The sequence below is a fragment of the Micromonospora sp. NPDC005553 genome, assembly GCF_042871765.1.
Classification (GTDB): domain Bacteria; phylum Actinomycetota; class Actinomycetes; order Mycobacteriales; family Micromonosporaceae; genus Micromonospora.
The window spans coordinates 349,673-372,793 of the sequence record NZ_JBIAJD010000006.1 but is presented as its reverse complement, the minus strand read 5'-3'; the positions used below and the strand labels follow the sequence as shown (position 1 = coordinate 372,793).

Annotated in this window: 21 protein-coding genes and 2 tRNA genes; 15 read left to right on the top strand and 8 right to left on the bottom strand. The window is 68.5% G+C overall.

Annotated features, from left to right (window positions below; all coding sequences use genetic code 11):
- Nucleotides 1-3: 3 nt before the first annotated feature.
- Nucleotides 4-1,044, bottom strand: a complete 1,041-nt coding sequence (locus tag ACFYPG_RS25595) for a DUF262 domain-containing protein (RefSeq protein WP_387354116.1) — start codon at nt 1,042-1,044, stop codon at nt 4-6.
- 27 nt (nt 1,045-1,071) lie between these two features.
- Between ACFYPG_RS25595 and ACFYPG_RS25590 the strand changes: the two genes are divergently transcribed.
- The 10 genes from ACFYPG_RS25590 (at nt 1,072) to ACFYPG_RS25545 (ending at nt 13,409) form a co-directional block, all read left to right on the top strand.
- Nucleotides 1,072-1,239, top strand: coding sequence for a hypothetical protein (locus ACFYPG_RS25590; RefSeq protein ID WP_387354115.1), 168 nt, complete (start codon nt 1,072-1,074; stop codon nt 1,237-1,239).
- 81 nt (nt 1,240-1,320) lie between these two features.
- The gene (gene drmA / locus ACFYPG_RS25585; protein WP_387354114.1) at nt 1,321-4,824 is read left to right on the top strand and encodes a DISARM system helicase DrmA; all 3,504 of its coding nucleotides are present in this window, start codon (nt 1,321-1,323) and stop codon (nt 4,822-4,824) included.
- Nucleotides 4,821-6,659: a DrmB family protein gene (gene drmB / locus ACFYPG_RS25580; protein ID WP_387354113.1), complete on the top strand. Its 1,839-nt coding sequence runs from the start codon at nt 4,821-4,823 to the stop codon at nt 6,657-6,659. Before drmA ends, drmB begins: the two co-directional genes overlap by 4 nt.
- Nucleotides 6,656-7,459, top strand: coding sequence for a DISARM system phospholipase D-like protein DrmC (gene drmC, locus ACFYPG_RS25575; protein WP_387354112.1), 804 nt, complete (start codon nt 6,656-6,658; stop codon nt 7,457-7,459). The genes drmB and drmC overlap by 4 nt, the downstream gene beginning before the upstream one ends.
- A gap of 96 nt (nt 7,460-7,555) precedes the next feature.
- Nucleotides 7,556-10,675 carry a hypothetical protein gene (locus ACFYPG_RS25570; protein ID WP_387354111.1) on the top strand — a complete coding sequence of 1,040 codons (3,120 nt, stop codon included), beginning with the start codon at nt 7,556-7,558 and terminating at the stop codon, nt 10,673-10,675.
- Nucleotides 10,676-10,772: 97 nt separating this feature from the next.
- The gene (locus tag ACFYPG_RS25565) at nt 10,773-11,105 is read left to right on the top strand and encodes a hypothetical protein (protein ID WP_387354110.1); all 333 of its coding nucleotides are present in this window, start codon (nt 10,773-10,775) and stop codon (nt 11,103-11,105) included.
- Nucleotides 11,102-11,530, top strand: coding sequence for a MerR family transcriptional regulator (locus ACFYPG_RS25560; RefSeq protein ID WP_355005395.1), 429 nt, complete (start codon nt 11,102-11,104; stop codon nt 11,528-11,530). Before ACFYPG_RS25565 ends, ACFYPG_RS25560 begins: the two co-directional genes overlap by 4 nt.
- The gene (locus ACFYPG_RS25555) at nt 11,527-11,871 is read left to right on the top strand and encodes a YnfA family protein (RefSeq protein WP_355005396.1); all 345 of its coding nucleotides are present in this window, start codon (nt 11,527-11,529) and stop codon (nt 11,869-11,871) included. The genes ACFYPG_RS25560 and ACFYPG_RS25555 overlap by 4 nt, the downstream gene beginning before the upstream one ends.
- A gap of 183 nt (nt 11,872-12,054) precedes the next feature.
- Nucleotides 12,055-12,471: a hypothetical protein gene (locus tag ACFYPG_RS25550; RefSeq protein WP_355005397.1), complete on the top strand. Its 417-nt coding sequence runs from the start codon at nt 12,055-12,057 to the stop codon at nt 12,469-12,471.
- A gap of 179 nt (nt 12,472-12,650) precedes the next feature.
- Entirely contained in the window at nt 12,651-13,409 is a 759-nt protein-coding gene (locus ACFYPG_RS25545) for a hypothetical protein (RefSeq protein WP_355005398.1), read from the top strand.
- Between the two features lie 173 nt (nt 13,410-13,582).
- Here the strand turns inward: ACFYPG_RS25545 and ACFYPG_RS25540 are convergent, their stop codons facing one another.
- Together ACFYPG_RS25540 and ACFYPG_RS25535 are read right to left on the bottom strand one after the other, a co-directional pair.
- Nucleotides 13,583-14,152 (bottom strand): kinase, encoded by a 570-nt coding sequence (locus tag ACFYPG_RS25540; RefSeq protein ID WP_355005399.1) that lies wholly within the window; start codon nt 14,150-14,152, stop codon nt 13,583-13,585.
- A gap of 15 nt (nt 14,153-14,167) precedes the next feature.
- On the bottom strand, nt 14,168-14,830 hold the full coding sequence (locus ACFYPG_RS25535; RefSeq protein ID WP_355005400.1) for a pentapeptide repeat-containing protein: 663 nt from the start codon (nt 14,828-14,830) through the stop codon (nt 14,168-14,170).
- A gap of 314 nt (nt 14,831-15,144) precedes the next feature.
- On the opposite strand from ACFYPG_RS25535, the gene ACFYPG_RS25530 reads away from it, so the two are divergent.
- Complete coding sequence (locus ACFYPG_RS25530; protein ID WP_387354244.1) at nt 15,145-16,035, top strand: hypothetical protein; 891 nt, start codon at nt 15,145-15,147, stop codon at nt 16,033-16,035.
- Here the strand turns inward: ACFYPG_RS25530 and ACFYPG_RS25525 are convergent.
- Together ACFYPG_RS25525 and ACFYPG_RS25520 are read right to left on the bottom strand one after the other, a co-directional pair.
- Entirely contained in the window at nt 16,025-16,297 is a 273-nt protein-coding gene (locus ACFYPG_RS25525; protein ID WP_355005670.1) for a DUF4326 domain-containing protein, read from the bottom strand. The two genes, ACFYPG_RS25530 and ACFYPG_RS25525, sit on opposite strands and share 11 nt — an antisense overlap.
- A gap of 202 nt (nt 16,298-16,499) precedes the next feature.
- Nucleotides 16,500-16,572, bottom strand: a tRNA-Lys gene (locus ACFYPG_RS25520).
- Between the two features lie 353 nt (nt 16,573-16,925).
- On the opposite strand from ACFYPG_RS25520, the gene ACFYPG_RS25515 reads away from it, so the two are divergent.
- The gene (locus tag ACFYPG_RS25515) at nt 16,926-18,590 is read left to right on the top strand and encodes a Na+/H+ antiporter (protein WP_387354243.1); all 1,665 of its coding nucleotides are present in this window, start codon (nt 16,926-16,928) and stop codon (nt 18,588-18,590) included.
- Here ACFYPG_RS25515 and ACFYPG_RS25510 read toward each other — a convergent pair.
- A complete protein-coding gene (locus tag ACFYPG_RS25510; RefSeq protein WP_387354109.1) occupies nt 18,564-19,193 on the bottom strand; it encodes a hypothetical protein in 630 nt (209 codons plus the stop codon). The two genes, ACFYPG_RS25515 and ACFYPG_RS25510, sit on opposite strands and share 27 nt — an antisense overlap.
- On the opposite strand from ACFYPG_RS25510, the gene ACFYPG_RS25505 reads away from it, so the two are divergent.
- Nucleotides 19,153-19,623, top strand: a complete 471-nt coding sequence (locus ACFYPG_RS25505; RefSeq protein ID WP_355005402.1) for a TspO/MBR family protein — start codon at nt 19,153-19,155, stop codon at nt 19,621-19,623. The genes ACFYPG_RS25510 and ACFYPG_RS25505 overlap by 41 nt on opposite strands.
- A 12-nt stretch (nt 19,624-19,635) precedes the next feature.
- Here the strand turns inward: ACFYPG_RS25505 and ACFYPG_RS25500 are convergent, their stop codons facing one another.
- Nucleotides 19,636-20,367 (bottom strand): SDR family oxidoreductase, encoded by a 732-nt coding sequence (locus ACFYPG_RS25500; protein ID WP_355005403.1) that lies wholly within the window; start codon nt 20,365-20,367, stop codon nt 19,636-19,638.
- A 105-nt stretch (nt 20,368-20,472) separates the two neighbouring features.
- On the opposite strand from ACFYPG_RS25500, the gene ACFYPG_RS25495 reads away from it, so the two are divergent.
- On the top strand, nt 20,473-21,321 hold the full coding sequence (locus ACFYPG_RS25495; protein WP_355005404.1) for a LysR family transcriptional regulator: 849 nt from the start codon (nt 20,473-20,475) through the stop codon (nt 21,319-21,321).
- A gap of 85 nt (nt 21,322-21,406) precedes the next feature.
- Here the strand turns inward: ACFYPG_RS25495 and ACFYPG_RS25490 are convergent.
- Nucleotides 21,407-21,482: transfer RNA gene (locus ACFYPG_RS25490), tRNA-Lys, on the bottom strand.
- A 187-nt stretch (nt 21,483-21,669) separates the two neighbouring features.
- On the opposite strand from ACFYPG_RS25490, the gene ACFYPG_RS25485 reads away from it, so the two are divergent.
- Entirely contained in the window at nt 21,670-22,932 is a 1,263-nt protein-coding gene (locus tag ACFYPG_RS25485) for an Ig-like domain-containing protein (protein ID WP_355005405.1), read from the top strand.
- The last annotated feature ends 189 nt before the right edge of the window (nt 22,933-23,121 follow it).

Below are 23,121 nucleotides of genomic sequence, written 5' to 3'. Positions count from 1 at the left end.
GGATCATCGCTCCGCCACCGACTCGAAGATCTCCGAGATGAGCCCGAAACGCAGACGCACCTTGCCCGGGTCGCCCGTGCCCTGCGAGATCGCCCCCTGGAAGTCGACGTCGTTCATCAACCCGACAAACTCCTTCTCCACCTTGCGTCGCCGCTCGCCGAGAAACGCCCGGCCAGCGCCATCGAACTCTGCCAAATTGACCGAGATAGCCTCGAAGAGCGCCTTGTTGATCGGCATGCGACGGCTGCCTCCGGCACGGTCACGTTTGCGGAAGGCATGCTGCTGGAAGATGGCCTCGGCCGCCCTCATGGCCGCCACAAACTCTGCCCACAGCCGCTCGACCTCGGCAACGGACAGCGTGTTCAAGCTGCGCATCGCTTCCCGCAGAAAGCGGTCGAAGTCGTCGTGATCGTAGTCGTGCGGGCTGGTCAGCCGGAAGGCGATGAACCGGAGAATCATCTCCCGGTCGACCATCCGCTCGCTGCGCACGCTGTAGCTGGTCGCTGATCGGAAGACGTCCGACTCGGCCCACTCGCGCAGAATCTCGCGGCCCTTACCCGGGATAAGGGCATGCCGCAACTCCTGCCGGGACAGCGGCAGCCCGCCGGTGTTAATCCGGGCGAAGATGTTGAACTTCACCTCCTCCGGTGTGCCGCGCCGGATAAGGTGGACGATCAACTCGGTCTCCCGCAACCGGGTCTGTAGGCGACCGGGTAGGTCGTCGAACGTCTTGCCGTCGTATTCCTTACCCAGGTATTCGAGGTTCGCCAGTCGCAGCGGCGCCTGATCAATCGCCGCCGGCTCGATGAACTGCGCGATCGTGGTCAGCCGTTGGATGCCGTCGACCATGGCCCACGCCTCGTCGTCGCCCTCCGCCGCATAGAAGGTGGGCAACGGGATGCGCAGCAGCAGCGACTCGATCAACCGGCTCTTGCCCGTCGCACGCCAGATCCCGGCCTGACGCTGGAAGTCGGGTTGCAGGTCGACGCGCCCGGTGCGGATGCGGGACAGCAGCAGGTCGACAGTGGTGTTCCGGGTGATCACGTCGATCCGCTCGGGATCGAACGGAGTGTGGATCAGGTCGATCGGCTGATCGGCTCTGGCGTCCTGAGCGTCATCGACCTCGATGCCGGTCGCCCGACCGAGCGAGTCCAACTCTTCGAGGACGTCTGGTTCCAGCTCGGAGATCTCGCCACCTCGATTCGCCTGGGCAATGTGCCGGGTGGCAACGCCGCATGACCGATCCGCGCAAGCCTAACGGATCAGGGCACCCGAACGCGCCACCCTCCGTTGTCGCACCGAACCGCTACGGTCACTTCCGTGACTGGGCAGGGCGTACTCGCCGTACCGGATGAGCGGACTATTCGCGACGAGCTGCAAAAGCTGGTCCTGGCCGATCTGCTCGGGCCGCTTGGCGGGCCGGCAGAGGAGTTTCCTACCAGAGAAAGCCCGCTGGACCGCTACGTCCTCGGTCGGCTGGCCCCCAATGGCGTGTCGATCGATCCCGCCACTGAGGACAGCTTCGCCGAGGCCACCGCCTCGGAGCTGGTGGAGGGAGACACCGAGCCGACCGCACCCAGCGTGCCGAGCCTGGCCCCCTCCGCGCTCGGGTTCACCACAAGCGTGCTGCTGTCGGTCCCCGAGCTTCGGGTCACCGCCGCCTGGGGCAGCTACGACACCGCGACCTCGGACCGCGAGGAGCACGCCGGCCGACCGGTCTGGCAGCGGCATCAGCGCGGCGGCAGGGTCACCGTGCCCCTGCGGGAAGGGCTGATCACGCCGCAGCCGGTTGACCGGGCACAGCCGGCTGTCGTGGTGCGCGGTCGGGTGCGCCGCCTGGGCGAGGTCTGGCTGGTCTCACTCTTCCTGGAAAACCGCGAGCGCAGCGAGTCGACGCGTCAGCCGAAGCGATGGATCTTCCAGGTCGAGTTGACCGCGACCGGCCCCACGGCCGGCGAGCCGGTGTTCCAGCCCCGGTCTGAGCAGGTCACCGGGGGCGACGACGCCGACCAGTCGGAACGCCGCCGGCTGGCGATGGCCTACCGGTTCCACCCGGAGTTCGCGGTGGGGCACGGCACCGCCGTCGATGCCGTGCCGTCCCCCACCGACCGCCTACAGGCCATTACGGTACGAACAGCGACCGTCCCGACACACGAGATGCCGTTCACCGACGTGCCCGACAGCGAGCAGGACGACGACCTGCCCGAACTGGCCGACGTCGAGCTGGACATGCGGCGGCTCGCCGAGCTGGCAGCCGGTCCGGTTGAAGCCCTCACGGCCGCGTTGCAACCCCTCGTCACCGGCTACCGGGCGTGGATCGACCGCAACGAGGCAGCCGCCGGCGACCTTGAACGGCGACTCGACAGCTACGGCGACCAGGTGCGCGAGGCGCTGCGCGACGCCCGGGAGGCAGCCGACCGGATCGCCGCCGGCATCAACCTGCTCGCCTCCCCGGACCCTACGGCCCGTCAGGCGTTCGGCTTCGCCAACCGGGCGATGTACCTGCAACGTGTGCACAGCGTGGTCGCCGCCCGACGGCGCGAACACCCCAATGTCCCGTTGGAACAGGCTGTCGCCGACGCCAACCAACCGCAGAACCATCAGTGGCGTCCGTTCCAGCTGGCCTTCTTTCTGATCAATGTGCCGGCACTGGCAGACCCCCGGCACCCGGAGCGGGGTGACGAGTTCGACCAGGCGGTCGCCGACCTGCTCTGGTTCCCCACCGGTGGCGGCAAGACCGAGGCGTACCTCGGCCTCACCGCCTTCACGATCGCGGTCCGCCGCCGCCAGCCGGACCTGGGCGGGTTGAACGCCGCGGCCGGGCTCGCCGTGCTGATGCGATACACGCTGCGCCTGCTCACCATCCAACAGTTCGAGCGGGCCGCGACCCTGATCTGTGCGGCCGAGACCCTGCGCCGAGCGGAACCGCACCTCTGGGGCAGCACGCCGATCCGGATCGGTCTCTGGGTCGGCGGTCGGGTCACCCCGAACCGCACCCAGGACGCCAAGGTCTGGTTGGACGAGCGGCGGCGGGGCCGCTCGAACCGGGGCATCGGCTCACCGCACCAGCTCACCAGCTGCCCGTGGTGCGGCTCCCGGATCAACCCCGGCAAGGACATCGTGGTGGAGCGCGACCACTGGCGCACCCTGGTGCTCTGCCCCGACGTGGAATGCCCGTTCAGCGAGGTGGGCAGCCATTCGCCGCGGAGGGACGAGACGGGCTTGCCGGTGATCCTGGTGGACGAGGAGCTCTACCGCCATCCGCCCGCGCTGGTGATCGCCACCGTCGACAAGTTCGCCCAGTTGCCGTGGAAGGGCGAGGCCACCGCCCTCTTCGGACGCGTCCGCAAGCACTGCGACCAACACGGTTATCTCAATGAGGACCTCGAATCGACCGACTGGGAGCGCAAGCGGCACAAGCCAGGCAATCAGATCGTCTCCTGCGGCCGACTTCGTCCGCCTGACCTCATCATTCAGGATGAGCTACACCTGATCTCCGGGCCGCTCGGCTCGCTGGTCGGGCTCTACGAGACCGCGGTGGACCGGCTGGCCAGCTGGGAACCGGTTCGCGGGCACTGGTCCCGGCCGAAGGTGATCGCCTCAACCGCCACTGTCCGCCGTGCCCAGCAGCAGATCGGGGCGCTGTTCAACCGGCGGACTCGGGTCTTTCCACCGTCCGGGCTGGATGCTTCCGACAGCTTCTTCGCCCGGCAGCGCGAGACCGAGGAGCATCCGGGCCGCCGGTACGTCGGCATTTGCGCGCACGGCAACCGCCTCCGATCGACCCTCATCCGGGTCTACGTCTCCGTGCTGGGCGCGGCGCAGAAGCTCCACGAGACCTACGGCCGCAACCGGGTCACTGATCCCTACATGACGCTTGTCGGCTACTTCAACAGCCTGCGCGACCTCGGCGGCATGCGCCGGCTGGTCGAGGACGACGTGTCCAGCCGACTCATCCGCGCTGACGAGCGCGGGCTCGCCCGGCGGTACGACCCTTATCTGGCGGAGCTGACCTCCCGGATGCCCTCGGACGAGATCCGGCCGCTGCTGGACCGCCTCGCGGTGCGCTTCGACAGCGCCCGGGCCAAGGGGGCGCCCCGACCGATCGACGTGCTCCTGGCCACCAGCATGATCGCCGTCGGTGTCGACATCGAGCGGCTCGGCGTGATGGTGGTGGCCAACCAGCCGAAGTCCACAGCCGAATACATCCAGGCGACAAGCCGGGTCGGGCGGAAGGCACCAGGGCTGGTGTTCACCGTCTTCAACTGGGCCCGGCCGCGCGACCTGTCGCACTATGAACGCTTCGACCACTTCCACGCCACCGCCTACCGCCAGGTCGAGGCCCTGTCGGTGACCCCGTTCGCCGAACGGGCCATCGACCGTGGGCTGACCGGGGTGCTGGTGGCCCTGGTCCGCGATCTGGAGGGCACCTACAACGGCAACCTGCGGGCCCGTGAGTTCGACCGGCACGGCCAGCTCGCCGACCATGTGGTGCGATACCTCAAACGCCGCAGCGAGGTGGCCGCCGACAACACCGTTCGCCAACGGGTTGAGGACGAGCTCGAGGCCCGGCTCGACCTGTGGGCGCAAGAGCGAGCCCGGCCCGCGCGGCGGCTGGCCTACGACAAGCCGTACCACAGCGACGACGTCGCCGGGCTGCTGCACCGTCCGGAGGAGGGCCGGTGGGCGCAGACCACCTGTCCCACCTCGCTGCGGGACGTGGAGCCAGGCATCCAGCTCCAGTTGCTGCGCGGTGTCGTCGAGGACGATCCGCCACCGTTCGTTCCGCCGAGCGGCAACGGCGGCGCAGGATCCTCCTCGTGAGCGGGCCGCAGCAACGCAGCCTGCGGGTCGGCGCATTGCGCCCCAACCAGTTGCTGCACACCTATGGCGTCGGCTCCGTCGCCGACCTGCCCAGCCTGTCGGTGTTGACCCTCGGGTTGGCGCACTGGGACCTCACCCACTCGGCGCCGGTAATCGAGGACCGGCTGTTGACCGCGGTCCGTCACAGGCTCGGCGGTCAGGTGGAGAGCCTGCGTCTCCCTCCGCACCTGCCCGAGACGTCCGACCTGTTTGCCGACTGGACCCGCGTGGGCGTGCCGGTGGCGCTCTTCCCCACCTGGCTCCGCTGCTCAGACACTCGGTGCAACCGGCTCGCGCCAGCGGACTCCGGGCTGTTCGACCTGCTGTCGTCGCCCTACCAGCCAGACCGAGCCCGCTACGTGCACGGCTGCCGGGGCAATGGGCCCTCCCGACCCACCGCCGTGCCGGCGCGCTTCGTGCTGGCCTGCGACAACGGTCACCTAGACGACTTTGCCTGGTCGTACGTCGCGCACGGCGGCACGGACCCGGGCGCCGGCCACTCGCTCACGCTCGCCGAACGCGGCAGCACCGGCGAGGCGGCCAACATCTTCATCTCCTGCGAGTGCGGGGCCTCTCGGCCGATGTCGGTGGCGATCGGTCTGCACGCCGAGCGCACCCTCCCCGCCTGCCGTGGACGACACCCCCACCTCGGCACCTACGAGCCCTGTGCCGCTGTCACCCGAACGCTCGCCCTGGGTGCCACCAACAGTTGGTTCGCCATGCAGTTGCGGGTGTTCAGCCTCCCCCGCGCCGAGCACCCTGTCGACCAGGTGGTCGCCGACCGCTGGTCGGACCTTGAACCGCTCGCCGGGCTGGACGCCGGCACCGCCAAGCTGATCATGCCGACCCAAAGTTGCTGGGCGGAGCTGAAGCCCTACGGTGTCGACCGGGTCTGGGCGGCTATTCAGCGCCGCAGCAAGGCCGACCCCGACAATGAGCCCGACGACGGAGACGACCTGCGCAAACCCGAGTGGTTGGCCTTCACCGCCGGCACCAGCACCGAATTGCCCGACTTCACCACCCGCCCCGAGCCGGTGCCACCCCAACACCGAGATTGGCTCCGGGAGGTGGTTCTCGTCCCCCGGCTGCGGGAGGTCTCCGCCCTCTACGGCTTCACCAGGATCGACGCCCCCGAGTGGGACGTGCTCGATACGCCGGACAGACGCCGGGTGCCACTAACCGTCGGCAGGCCGACCTGGCTGCCCTGCGCCGAGATGCGAGGCGAAGGAATCTTTCTGCGCCTCAAGGAAGAACGCGTCACCGAGTGGGAACACCAGCCCGAGGTCAAGCAACGCGAACATCTACTGGTCCGCGCCCACAACCACTGGCGGGCGCAGCGCGGGCTGGACCCAGCACCGTGGCCAGGTCTTCGCTACGTCCTGCTGCACACCCTCGCCCATGTGCTCATCCGTGAGTTGGCCCTGGAATGCGGATACAGCGCCGCCGGGATCGGCGAGCGCATCTACGCCCGGACGGACGAGACCCCCGCCGCCGGGGTGCTTCTCTACACCTCGGCACCCGACAGCGAGGGCACCCTCGGCGGCCTGGTCTCCCTGGGACGAAAGGACCGACTGGGATCGCTCGTCGAGCGGGCCCTGGAAGCCGCCCGGCTGTGCAGCTCGGACCCACTCTGCGCAGAACACGACCCGACCGTGCACGCCCGCCTGTCGGCCGCCGCCTGCCACGCCTGCCTCTTCGCCGCCGAGACCTCCTGCGAGCGGGGCAACCACTACCTCGACCGAGCCCTGCTGGTCGACACCCTCAATGATCCTGGCTCCGGATTCTTCGCCCGATGAGCTACGACCGGTTCGTGGCGGTGATCGCCGACATCGCCACCAACCTCCCCGCCGATCACGTCATCGCATGGGCCGATGTGCTGATGAGCGTGGACACACCCGCCGACGGTGCGGTAGCCGCCGACCTGATCGGCGCCCGGCCCGGGTTCTCAATCGGCACCCACGCGCAACGGCTCATGCAGAGCTGGCGAAACGAGGCACCCGGTCTTACCGGGTCAGCTGTCGCTCTCGCCCTGCGCAGCGCCGCCCTCCTACAGCGACGCGCAGATGAGAGGCGTACCGAACTGGCGGTCAGCGGGCCGATCAGTGCCGCGGTGCCGGTACGGCTCACCAGTTCCGTGGTTATCGAGGTCATTCGGGCTGCCCGGAGCAGACTGCTCGTGGCGAGCTTCGCCGCGTACGGGGTCGCCGAGGTGGTGGCCGAACTGCGGTCTGCGGCGCTCCGAGGCGTACACATCGATCTGATCCTGGAAAGCTCAGCCGAGGACGGCGGTGCCCTCCGGGGATTCGCCGGGGCTGCACTCACCTTCGCTGCCCTTCGTCACCAGGCAACGTTCTGGCACTGGTCGGCCGCACGACGAGCCGCAAGTGGGAACGTGCACGCCGCCCTGCATGCGAAGGTCATCGCCGCCGACAGCAGGGTCGCGCTGATCAGCAGCGCCAACCTCACCGACCGGGCCCTGTCCCACAACATCGAGGTCGGCGTCGTGCTCCACGATCCGGAGGTGACGCGAAAACTCGTCGCGCACTTCCAAGCCCTCACCGATCCCCGTACCGGCGTGTTACAGCAACTCACCTGAGCAGCAGGCCATGAGCCCATATCCGCTACCTGGGCCTCGCGAACTCGGATCAGCGCGGTTTCAGCGCCCTTTCCGGCCGCTCAATACGTTCGCGGCATGACACTCACACGTTCCACGCGCACCAGGCGCGGGACTGCCGTGCTGGCGATGATCACGGTCACCGCGGCAGGCGTGCTCTTCGGTGAGCCCGCGTCGGCCGATCCTGTCCCCGTCCCCATCCCTCAGGCAGCGCTCACCGACCGGGCCTTCGGCCAGGTCGCCGAGATCCACCTCCAGGGCGCCGCTCGGATCAAGACCGCCGTGCTGTCGGCCGAGTTCGTCGGGTGGCACCGGCTGCACCCGAACGCCACCGCCGAACAGGCACAGACCCAGCTCACCGCACGCCAGCAGCTGCTCGACGGCTCGCTGACCGCGTTCGACCTCCTGCTGCCGGAGCAGGACCTGCTGCTCAAGTCCGTCGACATCCTGCTCGGCGCGCCCGGCGGCGACACCCCGACCTCGCCGGAGATCACCGGCCTGGTCGGGGCCGTGATCGGCAAGACGGTCGAGCCGTGGGACACCCGCGAGGAACTCGCCTCCGGCGCGCTGCGGACCGCCCAGTGGCTGCGCGGCCGTGACGACGCTCTCGCCGCGGTGTGGTCCGCGACCCGACAGGCGGGGGCAGCCAGCCCGCCGGTCGCCACCGCCTGGAACGCCGCCCTCGGTGCGCCGATCGGGGTGGACATCACCAGCACCTACGAGGAACTCCAGCAGGATCCCGGGCTCACGCACGTGGACCTCGACGCGATCCTGGCACTGCGGAACGACTCGGTGGCGTACGTCGCGGCCGCCAAGCAGCAGCTGGCCAACCTGCACGCGCAGCTGCTCGGCCTGAGCCTGGAGATCCGCCTCGAGATCGGCGAGAACAACAGCAAGTGTCCGCCCGAGGGGCCGCCGAGCGCCGCGTGCACCGCGGCGGCCAAGAAGGCCGCCGAGGACCGGAACAAGGCTCGGCAGCAGACCATCTCCGACATCAAGGCCGGGGTGGGCATGGTGTCGACGATCATCGGGTTTGCCGACCCCGCCGCCGGCAAGAAATCCAAGGTGATCGGCGAGGCCGTCCTCACCACGATCAGCGCGATATCCACGTACGCGGCGGCGATCACCGGTCGCGGCCTCGCCGGCTCGATCTTCAGCACCGCGACGTTGGCGATGACCGGCAATATCTTCGGTGCGGTGATGTCCGTCGTCGGGCTCTTCGGCAGCAGCGGACCATCGCTGGACGCGCAGATCCTTGCCCAGGTCGCATCGTTGCGCAACGAGGTACGGGCCCTCGGCGACGAGATGCGCGCCAGCTTCGCGCGGATCGAGGCCCAGATCAACACGGTGTACGCGAACATGATGGCCCAGTTCGACAAACTGAACGCGGCGATCGCCGGCAACACCGCGCAGATCACCCTGGTGCAGCAGCAGGTCGCCCAGCTCGGCCTGCGCCTGGAGGACATCGCCGCCACCGTGCTGGCCGCGATCGGCGACGCCACCCTGCACGACGCCCGCGCCGACATCAACAAGTACATCGGTTACCGGGAGAACTTCGGTCAACCGATCCCGACGTACGGCGAGTTCATCGACCCGGAGAACGAGTTCCACCTGACCGCGACGCAGCTGGCCGGCGGCGCCGCCTTCGTCGTACCGAAGACCGACGCCGACAACCCGGCGGTCGACCCGACCACCGTCCTGAACAGCTTCGGCGAAGCCCGGTCGATCAACTACCTGGCCCGGGTCGCCAACGGGCGTGACCCGTCGATGGCCGAGCCGTCGACACCGGTCGGCAACCCGACGGTGTGGAACCTCGGCGCGCAGGCGTACGCCATGTTGATGCTGCAGAACCCGACGTACGCCGCCCAGGTCAGCGCCGGCCGCGCCGCACAGATCGAGGCCGAGGGCACCCGCATCGCCGACCTCGCGGCCAGCTTCGGTCGACCGGCCAACGGCAACGCCAACGCCCTGATCACCGGGCTGGTGAACGAGTACGTCGCCGCCACCGACGAGCTGTCGACAGCGCTGAGGGCCTTCCGGAGCAACGAGGTCCAGGTCCGCTACGAGCCGGACGCCAACGGCGTACAGGTGAAGACGCCCAAGAACTACGACCTGTTCTGGGACACCGACAAGCCGCTCGCCCCTGCGCCGGCGAAGGCCGACGAGGCGACGGTGCCCGCGTGTGAGGGCAGCCGGCAGATCGACCGACCCAGCAACGTCACCTACGAGCTGATGTCGAGCATGGTGCGGGCACTCCACTACGCGTACACGCCGCGCCACGACGAGCCCCCGGCGGGGGTACGGGAGTTGCCCGAGGTCGGCTACTGCTACTCGCCAAGCTGGGTCCACACTCGCATCACCGACAACGGTGGCGTGGTCCGCGCCTACGGCAGGCTGCGGTTGCAGATCCACAGCCGGTTCCGGCTGAACTCGTCAGCGGCCTGGCAGAACTCGCGCACCGCCGACTACACCTGGCCGGGCGAGCAGGTCTACCAGGTCTACTGCGAGTTCTTCAGCTGCGACAGCGAGACCACACCCGAGCAGGGCCTGACCCAGAAGTGGCCGTCCGGCCGGTACGCCTTCGCGAGCGGCGCCACGATCGTGAACAACACGGCACTGGACACCACGCTGAAGTCGACCCTGCGCGGTTTCCTCCAGGCCCGGCAGAAGTCCATGTACGACCGGGTACGGGACCAGAGCACCCAGATCGGCGGGCCGGTGCCCACCGCCCTGAAGAAGGTGAACACTGCGGCGCGGCTGCTTCAGGCGTACACCCGGTTGGGTCTGCCCAACGCCCTCGACTCGGACGACGTGCTGTCCGCGAACCTGTTCGGGCAGTACCAGATCCCGGTGAACATGCCGACGGACGCCAAGATCGGCAATGCCTATGCCAGGGCGAGCGAGAACTACGTCCCCTGCGCGCCCACACCGTGCTCGCTCGAACCCAGCCGCCCACTGCTCAACCAGGTCAGCCTCAAGGCGCCGTGCGAGCCCGCTGTCGACTCGTCGAACCTGCCCGGTGACCCACTGGGCGACTGCCTGATCACCAGCGCGCGGTCCCGCGCCAACACGCTCCTGCAGCGGTACGAGGTGTGGGCGGACCAGATGGCCGCCGGCCTGCACCGCGAGCGGGTGCCGTGGATGAACGACACCCTGCTGGGCCTGCGCATCACCACCCGCCTGACCCACGCCAACTGAGCCCGGGGTTGCCGGCGTCTACGGGCGCCGGCAACCCCGTCTGTCGTGACCGTCCGACTTGCATCCGGTACCCAGGTACACGCTTACCGTCGTTGGTATGACCACTGACTCCCCGGCGTGGGTGCCCGAGTCGTGCACCCTGCCGAGCAGAAAACGGCCGCTGCGGCTGGCCGAATTCGACAACCTGTTCGCCACCTCCCTGCTGGCGCAGCAGCGGCTCTCCCCCACCGAACTGCTGTGGCGTCTCGACCCGGCCGCCGAGGCGGCCGCCCGGGACCTCGTCGGCCGGGAAAGCTCCTGCTGCTCGTTCTTCTCGTTCACCCTCGCCGCCGACACGCACACGCTGCGCCTCGACGTACGGGTGCCGGCCGCGCACGTCGATGTCCTCGACGCGCTCGCGCAGCGCGCCGCCGCCGGGATGACGGCGTGAGCGGACTGCGCAGCGGCCAGGTCGCCGCCGCGGCCGGGGTGAACCCGCAGACGCTGCGCTATTACGAACGCCGCGGGCTGCTCGCCGAACCAGACCGAAGCCTCGGCGGGCACCGCCTCTACCCGACCGAAACGGTCACCCTGCTGAAGGTGATCAAAGCGGCGCAGCGGCTCGGGTTCACCCTCGACGAGGTCGCCGAGCTTCTCGACGCGGGCCAGCACCGTCACGGTCGCCACCCCGACGCCGGCCTACGGGCCCGTTCCCAGGCAAAGCTCGCCGAGGTCGAGGCGAAGATCGCCGATTTGCAGGTCATCGCCGGCACACTGCGCGCTGCGGTGAAGGCCGGCTGCGACGACCTCGTCGAGTGCGCCGAGCAGCCGTACTGCCCCATCCCCTTCACCACCCTCGGTACGGTCCACGGATGACCGTCGTCCGCTCGATCCTGTTGTTCGTCGTCGCCGCCCTGTTCGAGATCGGCGGGGCGTGGCTGGTCTGGCAGGGCTGGCGCGAGCACCGCGGCCTGTGGTGGATTGCCGCCGGAGTCATCGCCCTCGGCGCGTACGGATTCGTCGCCACCTTCCAACCCGACCCGAACTTCGGACGCATCCTCGCCGCCTACGGCGGCGTGTTCGTCGCCGGATCCCTCGCCTGGGGCGTGATCGTCGACAAGTTCCGGCCCGACCGGTGGGACATCATCGGCGCCGGCATCTGCCTGATCGGCGTCGCCCTGATCATGTACGCGCCGCGTTCGGCAGGCGGCTCCTGATCGCCAGGACGCCAGTGGCCTGAGGTTGCAGAACAACTCGACCTGAGAAGCGGCGCACCGGAGGCGTTCGCAGTGTTCGGACCTGTTCGGAACTGTCCGCGCGTCTGTCATTCACAGAGGGATCGCGCCCACCATCGATCGTGACGACCACACCGGTCGTTTCTCGACGGTAGGAGGTTGCCGATGATCCGCAAGAGTTCACGCTGGTTCGGTGCCACGCTGATGGCGTTGGTGCTCACGGCCACCGGGCTCGTGGCCACCACGAACACCGCCTCTGCGGGGTACCCCATCCTCGTGTATTCGGCCGACCCGTACTCCGCCGGCAACGGCTTCGCCATCTACACCAACTCCGGAATCGATGCGGCGTTCCGAGCCTGCGACGAGGGCAAAGCGGACGGCCGCCGTACCATCGGCCGCATCTGGTGGGAGCCCGTGTACGCCAAGGTCACGCTCCACGCGGCGAACGGCAGCGGCACCTGCTCCGAGCCCTACTACGTCAGACTGCTGGCGGGCACGAGAGTCTATGTCGAAGCATGCGAACGCAATGGCGCGAACGGCGCCGACGAGAAGTGCCGAACGACCTGGGACATTGTGGCGTGACTGAGGTCGGCCGGTCGGCGTTCGCCGACCGGCCAGCCGTCAGGCCGGTCGCCGCCGACGTTCCGGCGGGCGGGACGCCGGCGCGAGCACCGCGGCCTGTGATGAATCGCCGAGCATCAACGCACCATCGCTCGGTTCTGAGGTACGGTCGGCGTCAGGTTCACCGATCCGCTCTGACGATGATCGGAGAGATCATGGACGACGGCCTGCGATCGATCGCCCTCACGGGCACGTGCGCGGCGTTCGTCGCCGCACCCGTTCTCGGGGCGCTGATCGGCGACGGAGAGCAGACAGACCGCTACGACACGGTGATCACGCCTCCGGACTACGCCTTCGCGGTCTGGGCGCCGATCTTCGCCGGATGCATCGCCTCGACCATCGGTCAGTGCCTGCCGCAGGGTCGAGGTGAGCCCATGAGTCGTGCGGTCGGGTGGCCGCTGGTTGGCGCCTACGCGATGAACACCGCCTGGTCGGTTGCCGCGCAGAGCGACCGTTTCGCGCTCACGCCGTTCCTCCTGCCGGCCGCCGCCGGCTTCGCCGCCACCGCTCACCTGCGCCTGCAACGCGCACCCGACACGACCACGTGGACCGCGCTCACACCGCTGAGCACGGGCCTCCTCCTGGGGTGGACGACAGTGGCCAGCGCCGTCAACATTGCCGCAGCCAAGGTCGCCTCCGGCGCTTCTCCGGACGCACCGCGCACAGTTACCGCGTCCGCCGCCGGACTACTCGCCACCTCCGCCGTCGCAGCCGGCGCGGTCGCGCGAAGCCGGCGGGGGCGGCTGCCGCTCGCACTGGCCTCCGGGTGGGGGCTGCTGACGACGGCCCTGTCCGCCAACCGACCTCGCCGTGTCCGCATCGTCGCCGCAGCCGGTGCTGTCATGATCGCCGCAGCCGCCGTGCATACCGGACGCAATCAGCACGCGAGTCGCGGGTAGACCACGCCTCTGGGCGTCGGCATCGCTTACGTCGCTACACCGCGAACCTCATCTCGCCGGAGGCGGTTCGGCGAGCTCCATGCCGTCGCGGTCGCTGGGCTCTCTGGCCACTCGATGCTGAGGTTGACGAACGGTGCGCCGGATCGGCGACATCGGTAGCCAGCTGAGCTGCTCTACGGGGATGGAACGCTCGGTAGCAGGTCGTCGTCGCGTCCGGTCTGGGGTAGCCCAGCCGCAGCAGCGATGGCATCAACGGCCTCGTCCAGCCCGGTGGTCTCGGGCAGAACGAGCTCGTCGGGCCAGCCCAGGACGTCGTGGGCGGCGTACCAGCCGCTCATGTGCTCGGAGGTGAACTCGCTGGCCTGCGGGCGGGTGAGGTGCCGGCGCAAGGTCTCGGGCAGGGACACGTCTAGATAGCAGAACAGCGACCGGCCGCGGTGGTCGTCCCGCAGAGAGGTCAACATGCTTCGATGGCGACTGGTGTGCAAGATGCCCTCCACGACCACGTGATAGCCGTGGTCGAGGGCGAACCGAACCGTCTGCCCGATCAACGCCGGTGCCGCGCCGCCGGGCTTGTCGCGCTCGCGCAGCACGATGCGGCGCAGGTAGTCCTGCTCGACCAGGGCGCAGCCCCGGCCGTGCCGGCGTCGTAGCTCCCGGGCGATGCTGCTCTTGCCCGAGCCGGAGTTGCCTCGGACGCAGACGAGGACCGTGTCCGGGCTGCCGGTGGGTTCAGCGAGCACGATGCCTCCTCGGCGTCAGTCGTTGCGCACAGTGAGTTTGAGGGCGGCGACGGCCAGCTGGGTGAGGTCAGGAAGTTGGTCCTCGCCGAGGGTGACGCCGCGCAGGTTGTCCAGCGGCGTCTTGAGGCCCTGGAGCCGGCTGCCGCGCAGATCGGTGCCGTCGAGGTGGCAGGAGTCCAACTCCAGTCCAGCAAGGTCACACGACCGCAGCGCGATGCTCCGTAGTCGGCAGGAAGACCACGCCCCGTTGGTGAAAGTGCAGTCGGTGAACGCGACCGAACCGGCGGCGGCGACGCGTTGGAAGGTGGCGTAGTCGAAGCGGCAGCCGTCGAACAGGACGTCCTTGAGGCGTACGTCGCTGAGCCTGGTGCCGGTAAATCGGGAGCCGGTAATGGCGCAGCGTTCGATGGCGGTACCGGTCAGGGCCGCGCCGGAGAAGTCGGTGCGGACGATCTCGCAACCGAAGAGGCTGCCCGCCTCCCAGGTGCTCTCGCTCAAGTCCACACCGGTGATCAGGCTGCTGCGGATGCTGACGTCCTCAAGGTGCGAGCCGCGCCACCCTGCGCCCTCGACGAGGGCCTCGGTGAGGCGGTCGACAAGCTCCGTCGTGCTGTCGAGGTCGTCGTGTTCGAGGTCCGGCAGCAGGACCTTCACGTCGCCGATCGTGGAGGTGCGCATGTGTCCTCAACCGCTCAAACTAGCCGGCTCGTAGAGCCGGCCGCGACCAGGCGCTCGAACGCCGTCCGCACCTCGTCCGGGATCTCCTGCGGGATCGCGAACCCGCGCCGTCAACATCACCTACCAATTCCGGTGCGCGCTGGTTCCCTCATGCCGCCAGCGTAGGGCCATCTGGGCAGCGCGACGCCGCTGACTCCAGCACCACGCCTCGTTTGGCCGAGAGGCCAACCCTCACCCCTCACGGCTAGTGCCGGATCCATTCAAATGTGAGACCGTCTATGTAACTGGAGGTGCCTGGGCGGCTGCGTTTAGCGATATGGGTGGTTCCGTTGGAACAACTTCCGTTGTGGGGATCGAGCACCGACGAAGATCCGAGACCGAAGCCCGTCCTGGCACGACCAACGACACTCCGCCTCCTGATCACAGTGAAGGCGGCACCCAACCCCTCCGCGCGGTACGGCGAGACGGTCTGCGTCGGGGCACTGGGCATGGACCCGCCCTGGACGGGTTGGATTCGCCTCTACCCGGTTCACTATCGAGACCTCGACGACGAAGGCAAGTTCCACAAGTACGACATCATCCACGTCGACGCACTGCCAGCCAGTCAGGACCCGCGGCGCGAGAGCTGGAAGCCGATCATGGACACCATCACCACCGAGCGGCACATCGCCAGCCGACAGTCGCGTCGAAACCTCCTCGATCCCCTCGTCGAAGACTCCATGTGCCGACTCAACAAACAGGCCCGCGACGACCGGAGCGCACGATCGATCGCGCTGATTCGCGTGGCCGACATCTCGTCTCTTCAGGTCAAGCGACATCCCGGCTGGTCGGCGGAGGACCGCAAGAAGATCGCTGGCTACCTCAACCAGCTCGACCTACTGGAACCAACCAAGCGCAGCCCGCTTCACGCACCACGCTTCAGCGGTGCCTACCGCTATCGCTGCGCAGACCGTCAGTGCCGCGGTCACCAACAGACACTCTGGGACTGGGAGTTCGTCGCCCTACAACGCCGCCTGGGCCAGCTCACCGACGCGGAGGCTGCGGAACATCTGAAAAACAGATTCCTCACCCAGCTCTGCGCCGCCGACCGCGACGTCGCCTTCTATGTAGGCAACCAAGCGGCAAGACCGCAGTCCTTCAGCATTGGCGGTGTCTACGCACCGAGACGGCCCACCTCGCGATACCGATTCCACGTCAACCGATGACGTCGGTCAGCACGTCGGCATGGCACGCATCCTCGACGCGGCACCAGCACGCCAACTGCTTCCCCGTTAACTCCCGCCGGGCCCGGTCAACAAGGGCCGGCTGCCCCAGCAGCCACTGCCGATAAAGGCGTAACGCCTCCGCCCGATCATGCTTTCGCAGGCTGAACGGGTTGGCCCAGGGAGAACGCCGTAACCCGAACCCCTGCCGACCCACATACACGGCTCCCGGCGGCACTACCGGGTGATAGAGATCCCCCTGCATGCGAACCCGGAGCTGTCCCCCCACGCCGCCAGCGTAATCGCCACCGACTGGATGCTCGCAGAAGCGCGGCGGACGCCTCCGCGGTCGAATACGCCCGGCCCACCGGGCTCCCGAGCACCCGCAGCGCGACCACCCACCGCCGCCCTACGCGAAGAAGGCCCTGACCCGGTGTGAACCACCAGGTCAGGACCTTGATCGTTAGTGCGCCGCCAGGGACTCGAACCCCGAACCCGCGGATTAAGAGTCCACTGCTCTGCCAGTTGAGCTAGCGGCGCTCACCGACAACGGGACGAGACGCTAGCACGCGGACGTCACCCAAACAGGAGGGGGTTCGCCTCACCGCAGTGTCAGCGTGACCTGCCCGGTTGCGACTCCGGACGGCCGGCCTTCGCACGCTCTGCCGGGGACCGGTCCCGGCCGTGACCTTGACGTACCGGTGGTCGTCGCCGGTGTCGGGCGCGGTGGCCGTGTTCAGCGGTCGGTCAGGTCCGGTGATCAGGCGGGTACGCTCGTCACTGCTGCATGCTGCGCCGACGGTGCCATCGGCCGGCTCGGCCGCGAACCCGCGGTGGCTCCGAGCAACCTCGCGCCGATCCAGGGGAATATCAACCAGGTGAGCACCCATTCGATGTTGTTGTTCGTGCTCGCCGCTGTCGCGGTCATCGTCGTCGTGCGGTGGGTGGCGGCCCGCACCGGGCTGCCGGCTGCGGCGCTTCTGCCGCTCATCGGCATCGTGTACGCGCTGCTCCCCGGCCCCAACGTCGGCCTTGACCCCGACCTTGTGCTCATGGTCGTGCTGCCGCCGTTGCTCTACAGCGCCGCACTGGACTCCTCGCTGTTGGACATCCGCCGGAACCTCCGCATCGTGGTCAGCTTGTCCGTGCTGCTGGTGCTCCTCACCGGGGTACTGGTCGGCATCGGGTTCCACCTGTTCGTCGCCGGGGCGACGCTCGCTGCCGGGATCGCGGTCGGCGCCGCCATCGCGCCGCCCGACCCGGTGGCCGCCCTGGCAGTGGGCCGCCGGGTGAACCTGCCACCGAAGCTGGTCACGATCATCCAGGGCGAGGGGCTGCTCAACGACGCCACCGCGCTGACGATGCTCAGCGTCGCGGTGGCCGCCGCGGTGGGTGGTGAATTTTCCTTCCCGTCCGCCGTTGCCCAGTTCGTGCTGGCGGCGGTCGGCGGGGTCGCCGTGGGAGCGGCAGTGGCCTGGCTGGTACGTCTGGCCCGACCGTTCACCGCGGACCCACTGTTGTCGAACGCCATCTCGCTCGCGACACCGTTCGTGGCCTACCTGTTGGGCGAGGAACTGCACGTCTCCGGGGTGCTCGCCGTGGTGATCGCCGGGCTGATCGTTGGTCACAAGACGCCGCAGCTCACCTCGGGGGCCGCCCGGCTGCAGACCAGCGCGGTGTGGCGGCTGGTCGACTTCCTCCTCGAAGGCTTCGTCTTCCTGCTCATCGGCCAGCAGCTTCCCGAAGTCGTCAAGGGCCTGCGTCAGTACGACACGTCGACAATCGTCATCGCTGTCGCCATATCGGTCGGCGTGGTGCTCCTGCTGCGCCCCGCGTGGCTGGTGCTGACCCAGTCCCTCCCCCGGTCGTTGCACACCCGGCTGGGCGGCATTTCCGAGCAGGACGACCCCGACGAACCCGGGAGCGCCCGGCAGATCGAGCGCGCTGACCGCAACGCCCGCCGGCTCACCTCCCGTGAAGTGGTGGCACTGAGCTGGTCCGGCACCCGTGGCGTGATCAGCCTGGCCGCGATCTTCACCCTGCCGCTGACCACCAACAGCGGCGCACCCTTTCCCGACCGTGACCTCCTGCTGTTCTGCACCTTCGTGGTCGTCCTGGTGACACTCGTCGGGCAGGGCCTGACGTTCGCGCCGCTCGTGCGGATGCTGGGCCTGCGCGCCAACGAAACCGACCAGGCCCGCGTACGCAACGAGGCCCGCTCGGCGGCGGTCGAGGCCGCCCTGGCCCGCCTCGACGAGGTTGCGGCGGCGGAGCCGGACAGCACGGTGGCCGTCAACACCACGCGTACGCAGCTGCTGGCTCGACTGGCGCGCTACCGCGGGCGGCTGGACCTTCTGGAGCAGAGCGACTCATCGGAACTGCCCACCTCACCGGAGTACGAGAGGGCGCTTCGGGTCCGCCGGACAGCCATCGCCGCGCAGCGCGAGGAACTCGTGCGCTGGCGCGACTCCGGCCGACTGCCGGACGAGGAACTCCGCGTTCTGGAACGTGAACTCGATCACGAGGAGCTGCTACTCCCGAGGCGGGCTTCCAGCTGACCTGCAGGGTGACGGCGCCCAGCCGCACACTACGGCCACCTGATCGACGAAGTCCCACTGATCAGTGTCGTTGAGAGCGTTTTCCCAGCGCTCGGACCGCCTTCTGAAGGCGGTGACCACGTCGCGCAGCGCCTGCTCCGGGTCGAACGTGTCCATCAGCGGCACGAGCTTGAGGAACGTGATCCGGGACCCCGCGTGCAGGTGGACCTTGTCGTCCAGGGCCGTCACCTGCCGGTCGTCGACCAGCACCACGAAGCCGCTGCGGCTGAACGCCTCGAGCGTCGTCCGGGTCCGCTCCTCCGGATCGACCTGCGCGCCGGACTCGGCGACCTCCAGAAAGACCCGCCGCCGAATCAACTCGTCGAGGCGTACCTCCTCCTCGAAGACGTCCATGGTCCACTCAGGACCATTCGGCGCTCCGGTCACTTCATCGGCGATGGTGATCATCGGCAGGGCGCAGAGGTTAACTGAGCACTCCGACAGCGTTTCGCTCTCGTTCCACCGCCGTTCAGCCGCTGAACGGGGCGCGATTGATCCGTCGTAGGCCGGGTAGCTGAACAGCATGCGACTACCAACCCTGGCCAGGACCGCGGCAGCGGTCACCGTGACAGCCGCCGCCGGGGCGACGGTCACCGACGCTTCCTCACGCTGGTACCAACGGCTACGCAAGCCGACCTGGCAACCCCCGCCCGTGGCGTTCCCGCTGGTATGGACGCCGCTGTACGCCCTGATCGCGGTGGCCGGCGCCCGCGTGCTGGACCGCACCAGCGAAACCGACCGCGCCGCGTTCACCCGTGCCTACGGGCTCAACCTGGCCCTCAACTTCGGTTGGAGCGCGCTGTTCTTCAAGGCCCACAGACCCGCCATCGCGCTAGCCGAGATCGCCGCGCTCAACGCTTCCAACCTCGTGCTGCTCCGCCGAGCCTCACAGGCCGACAGCGTCGCGGCCGTCGCACTGGCCCCGTACGTCGCGTGGACGCTCTTCGCGACCGCCCTCAACGGCACCATCGTCCGCCTCAACAGCAACAGGTGAGCCTGCGAGCCGTCACCAGGGCACCACACCGGCGTCCTCGAAAAATCCGCCGGTGGGGCCCCCGTCGGGCAGTGTGGCCAGGCGGATGGCGGTCGCTGCGCCCTCCTGGGGAGTACGCACGCCACGGAAGCCGTTGAGGTCGGTGGCGACGAAGCCCGGGCAGGCGCAGTTGATGAGGATGTTCGTGTCTGCCAGTTCCCGGACGTACTGAAGGGTCACCGCGTTCAGGAATGACTTGGAGGGCGCGTAGGCCACAGCGACCGGACCTGTGGAGGTCTCACCACCGGGGCCGGACTGGCGGGCCAGAGAACCGACGCTGCTGGACATGTTCACGATGCGCGGCGAGGCCGACCTGCCGAGCAACGGCAGCATGGCGTTGGTCACCCGGATGACGCCGATGACGTTGGTCTCCACCACCGTGCGGATGACGGCCGGATCGACGCTGCTCGGCTGCTGCGGCCCGCCGCCGGTGATTCCGGCGTTGTTGACCAGGGCATCGAGGCGTCCGGCGCGTTCGGCGATCAGATCGGCCGCGGCGGCGACACTGCTGTCGTCGGTGACATCCAACGGGACACCGAAGGCGTCGACGCCGGCGTCCCGCAGCCGTGCCACCGCCGCGTCCCGCCGGGTCTGCTCGCGGGCCCCGACACCCACACTCCAGCCCAGCGCACCCAGGCCTGCCGCGATCTCGTACCCGATGCCCTTGTTGGCCCCGGTTACCAGGGCGATCTTCGTGTCACTCATGTCTTCGACTGTGGGTCATGGCCGGCAAGCCGTCCAAGACCACCTGAGTCATGGGCGATACCCTGAAGGTATCGTCGCGCCTCCGTTCCCGGCTAGGCTCGACACGTGGAGACACGGGAGCTGCGGTACTTCGTCGCCGTGGCCGAGGAGCTGCACTTCGGCCGAGCGGCGCAACGCCTGGGCATAGCCCAGCCGCCACTGTCGCGGGCGATCAGTCAGCTCGAACGCCGCCTGGGCGTCACCTTGCTGAAGCGTGACAGCCGGTCGGTGACGCTGACCGAGGCCGGTGCGGTCCTGCTGCACGAAGGACGAGCAGCGCTGGACGCTGTGGAAGCTGCCGAACATCGCACCCGCCGCGCAGCCCTCGCCGTCACTGGTCGCGCCAGCGTCGTCCTGGCGACCAAGGCGGGAGCGACCAGCGAGTTGCTCGCGAAGCTGCTGCACGCCTACGCCACCGAACCGGGATCGGTCGACGTCGACGTGATGCTGTGTGGCCCCGGCGAACAGGAACGGCTGTTGCGGACCGGCCGTGCCGATGTCGCGATCCTTCACCACCCGTTCGACGACCTGACAGGGTTCGACACAGAGGAACTGCACACCGAGGGCCAGGTCGCCATCCTCCCGGCCGGCCATCCCCTCACCACTCGCAGGAGTTTGCAGCTGAGCGAGGTGACCAAGCTGCCCGACCTGCCTCTACCGCGCTGGCCCGGGAATGACGGCACCTATCCCGACGGCCCAGGTCCTGAGGCGCAGAGCCACTCACAACTTTTCCAGCTGATCGCCCTTGGCCGGACCTTGCTGGTCGTGCCTGACTCCGCCCGATCCCAGTTGAACGATGATCTCGTCGCCGTGCCGATCGTGGACGCGCCGGAAGTCACCACTGTCATCGCCTGGCCCCCGCACAGCCGTTCCCGAGCCGTCGCTGATCTGGTACGAGCCGCAGTCCGCCTCTAGCCGCTGGCACCGCACCTCGTCGCACCGGCGTACGCGAAAAAGGCCCTGAACTGGCAAGGATCTGCCAGGTCAAGGCCTTCATCGTTGGTGCGCCGCCAGGGACTCGAACCCCGAACCCGCGGATTAAGAGTCCGCTGCTCTGCCAGTTGAGCTAGCGGCGCTCGTTCGGCAACGGAGAGAACATTAGCACCCCTCCCGAGCGGCCTCCAATTCGGTTCCCCGGGTCCCCCCTTCGGTCGAGCTTTGCCGGCAAAAGCCCCGAACCGGGCACCACCGTCAAGATCGGGACGTGGGTTGCGGCGTCGATGCGGCACGATGTCCGCCAGGTACGCGAGAACAGAGGTGGGCATGGCACGGTTCACGCGAGCCGGGGCGGTGGTGGGCGCCCTGACTCTGGCGGCGGCGCTGGCACTGACCGGATGCGGCGGCGACGGAAAGAAGCCGGAATTCGTTGGCGGTGCGTCCCCGGACGTGAGCGCCACCCCCGGCTCAGCCGCACCTTCGACACCGAGCACACCGAGTGGGCCGGCGCTCACGCTGAGCCCGGCGAACGGCACGAAGAACAGGCCGGTGAGTACGGAGATCAGCGCGAAACTCCCGGACGGCGGGAAGGTGTCAGCTGTCACGCTGACGGCGGACGGCGGCGGCTCGATCGAGGGCAAGCTGCGTAGCGATGGTTCGTCCTGGGTGCCGTCCGCTCCGCTGAAGTGGGGCACCCGCTACACCGCCACGGTGACGGCCAGCGCGTCGGACGGTACGAGCAGCCAGGGCACCAGCAGCTTCACCACGATGGCCAAGCCGAAGTCGACGATCGGGTCGGGCCTGTACCTCTTCGATGACAAGAGTTACGGGGTGGCCATGCCGGTGGTCACCGAGTTCCACCCGGGTATCCCGAAGAAGGACCGGGCGGCGGTGCAGAAGCGGATGTTCGTCAAGACCGACCCGCCGCAGCCGGGCGCGTGGCACTGGGTCAGCAACGGCACGCAGGCCTACTACCGGGCTCCGGAGTACTGGAAGCCGGGCACCACCATCACCGTGCGGATCGCCCTGGCGGGGATGCCCTTGAGCAACGGCAAGTACGGCGACATCGACCGCAAGGCCACCGCCAAGATCGGCCGCTCGTTCGAGATGAAGGTCGACAACGCCAACAAGAAGATGACGGTGTTCGAGAACGGCACGCCGGTACGCACCATTCCGGTGAGCCTGGGCAAGAAGAGCACCCCGTCGTCGAGCGGCACGATGGTGGTGATGGAGAAGAAGGAAGCCACTGTCTTCGACACCCGCGACGACCCGGATCCGGCCAACCGCTACGTGACCGACATCCAGTTCGCCCAGCGGCTCACCTGGGGCGGCGAGTACATCCACGCCGCGCCCTGGTCGGAGCACGTGCAGGGGCGGCAGAACGTCTCGCACGGCTGCGTGAACGTGTCGATGGCGAACGCCAGGTGGTTGTTCGACAAGACCCGGATCGGTGACCCGATCACGATCAAGGGCACCGAGCGCAGGATCACCGCCGGTAACGGTTGGACGGCGTGGAGCCTGAGCTGGTCGGAGTTCATCAAGGGCAGCGCGTTGCCGGTGCCCAGTGGCGGGGCCGGCCCGGCGGTCTGAGCCGTCGGCCTCGTTGCGCCGGCTCGGCCGTTGGCCGGGCCGGCGTACTCTTGCACTCCCGCCGGTCGATGACGACGCGGCGACCCCCGCACTCCCGGCACGGAGACGAGCCAGGCTCATGAAACGCCGGATAGTAGCAGTATTCGGGCACTATTGACGGCGTGTTTCGGTTCACCCTCGGCAACCGGG

What these genes read in the sequence shown, in the direction of transcription:
- drmC (WP_387354112.1), top strand. Translation starts at nt 6,656, where the DNA reads ATGAGCTACGACCGGTTCGTGGCGGTGATCGCCGACATCGCCACCAAC.
- ACFYPG_RS25570 (WP_387354111.1), top strand. Translation starts at nt 7,556, where the DNA reads ATGACACTCACACGTTCCACGCGCACCAGGCGCGGGACTGCCGTGCTG.
- ACFYPG_RS25565 (WP_387354110.1), top strand. Translation starts at nt 10,773, where the DNA reads ATGACCACTGACTCCCCGGCGTGGGTGCCCGAGTCGTGCACCCTGCCG.
- ACFYPG_RS25555 (WP_355005396.1), top strand. Translation starts at nt 11,527, where the DNA reads ATGACCGTCGTCCGCTCGATCCTGTTGTTCGTCGTCGCCGCCCTGTTC.
- ACFYPG_RS25550 (WP_355005397.1), top strand. Translation starts at nt 12,055, where the DNA reads ATGATCCGCAAGAGTTCACGCTGGTTCGGTGCCACGCTGATGGCGTTG.
- ACFYPG_RS25545 (WP_355005398.1), top strand. Translation starts at nt 12,651, where the DNA reads ATGATCGGAGAGATCATGGACGACGGCCTGCGATCGATCGCCCTCACG.
- ACFYPG_RS25535 (WP_355005400.1), bottom strand. Translation starts at nt 14,830, where the DNA reads ATGCGCACCTCCACGATCGGCGACGTGAAGGTCCTGCTGCCGGACCTC.
- ACFYPG_RS25525 (WP_355005670.1), bottom strand. Translation starts at nt 16,297, where the DNA reads ATGCAGGGGGATCTCTATCACCCGGTAGTGCCGCCGGGAGCCGTGTAT.
- ACFYPG_RS25515 (WP_387354243.1), top strand. Translation starts at nt 16,926, where the DNA reads ATGTTGTTGTTCGTGCTCGCCGCTGTCGCGGTCATCGTCGTCGTGCGG.
- ACFYPG_RS25505 (WP_355005402.1), top strand. Translation starts at nt 19,153, where the DNA reads ATGCGACTACCAACCCTGGCCAGGACCGCGGCAGCGGTCACCGTGACA.
- ACFYPG_RS25500 (WP_355005403.1), bottom strand. Translation starts at nt 20,367, where the DNA reads ATGAGTGACACGAAGATCGCCCTGGTAACCGGGGCCAACAAGGGCATC.
- ACFYPG_RS25485 (WP_355005405.1), top strand. Translation starts at nt 21,670, where the DNA reads ATGGCACGGTTCACGCGAGCCGGGGCGGTGGTGGGCGCCCTGACTCTG.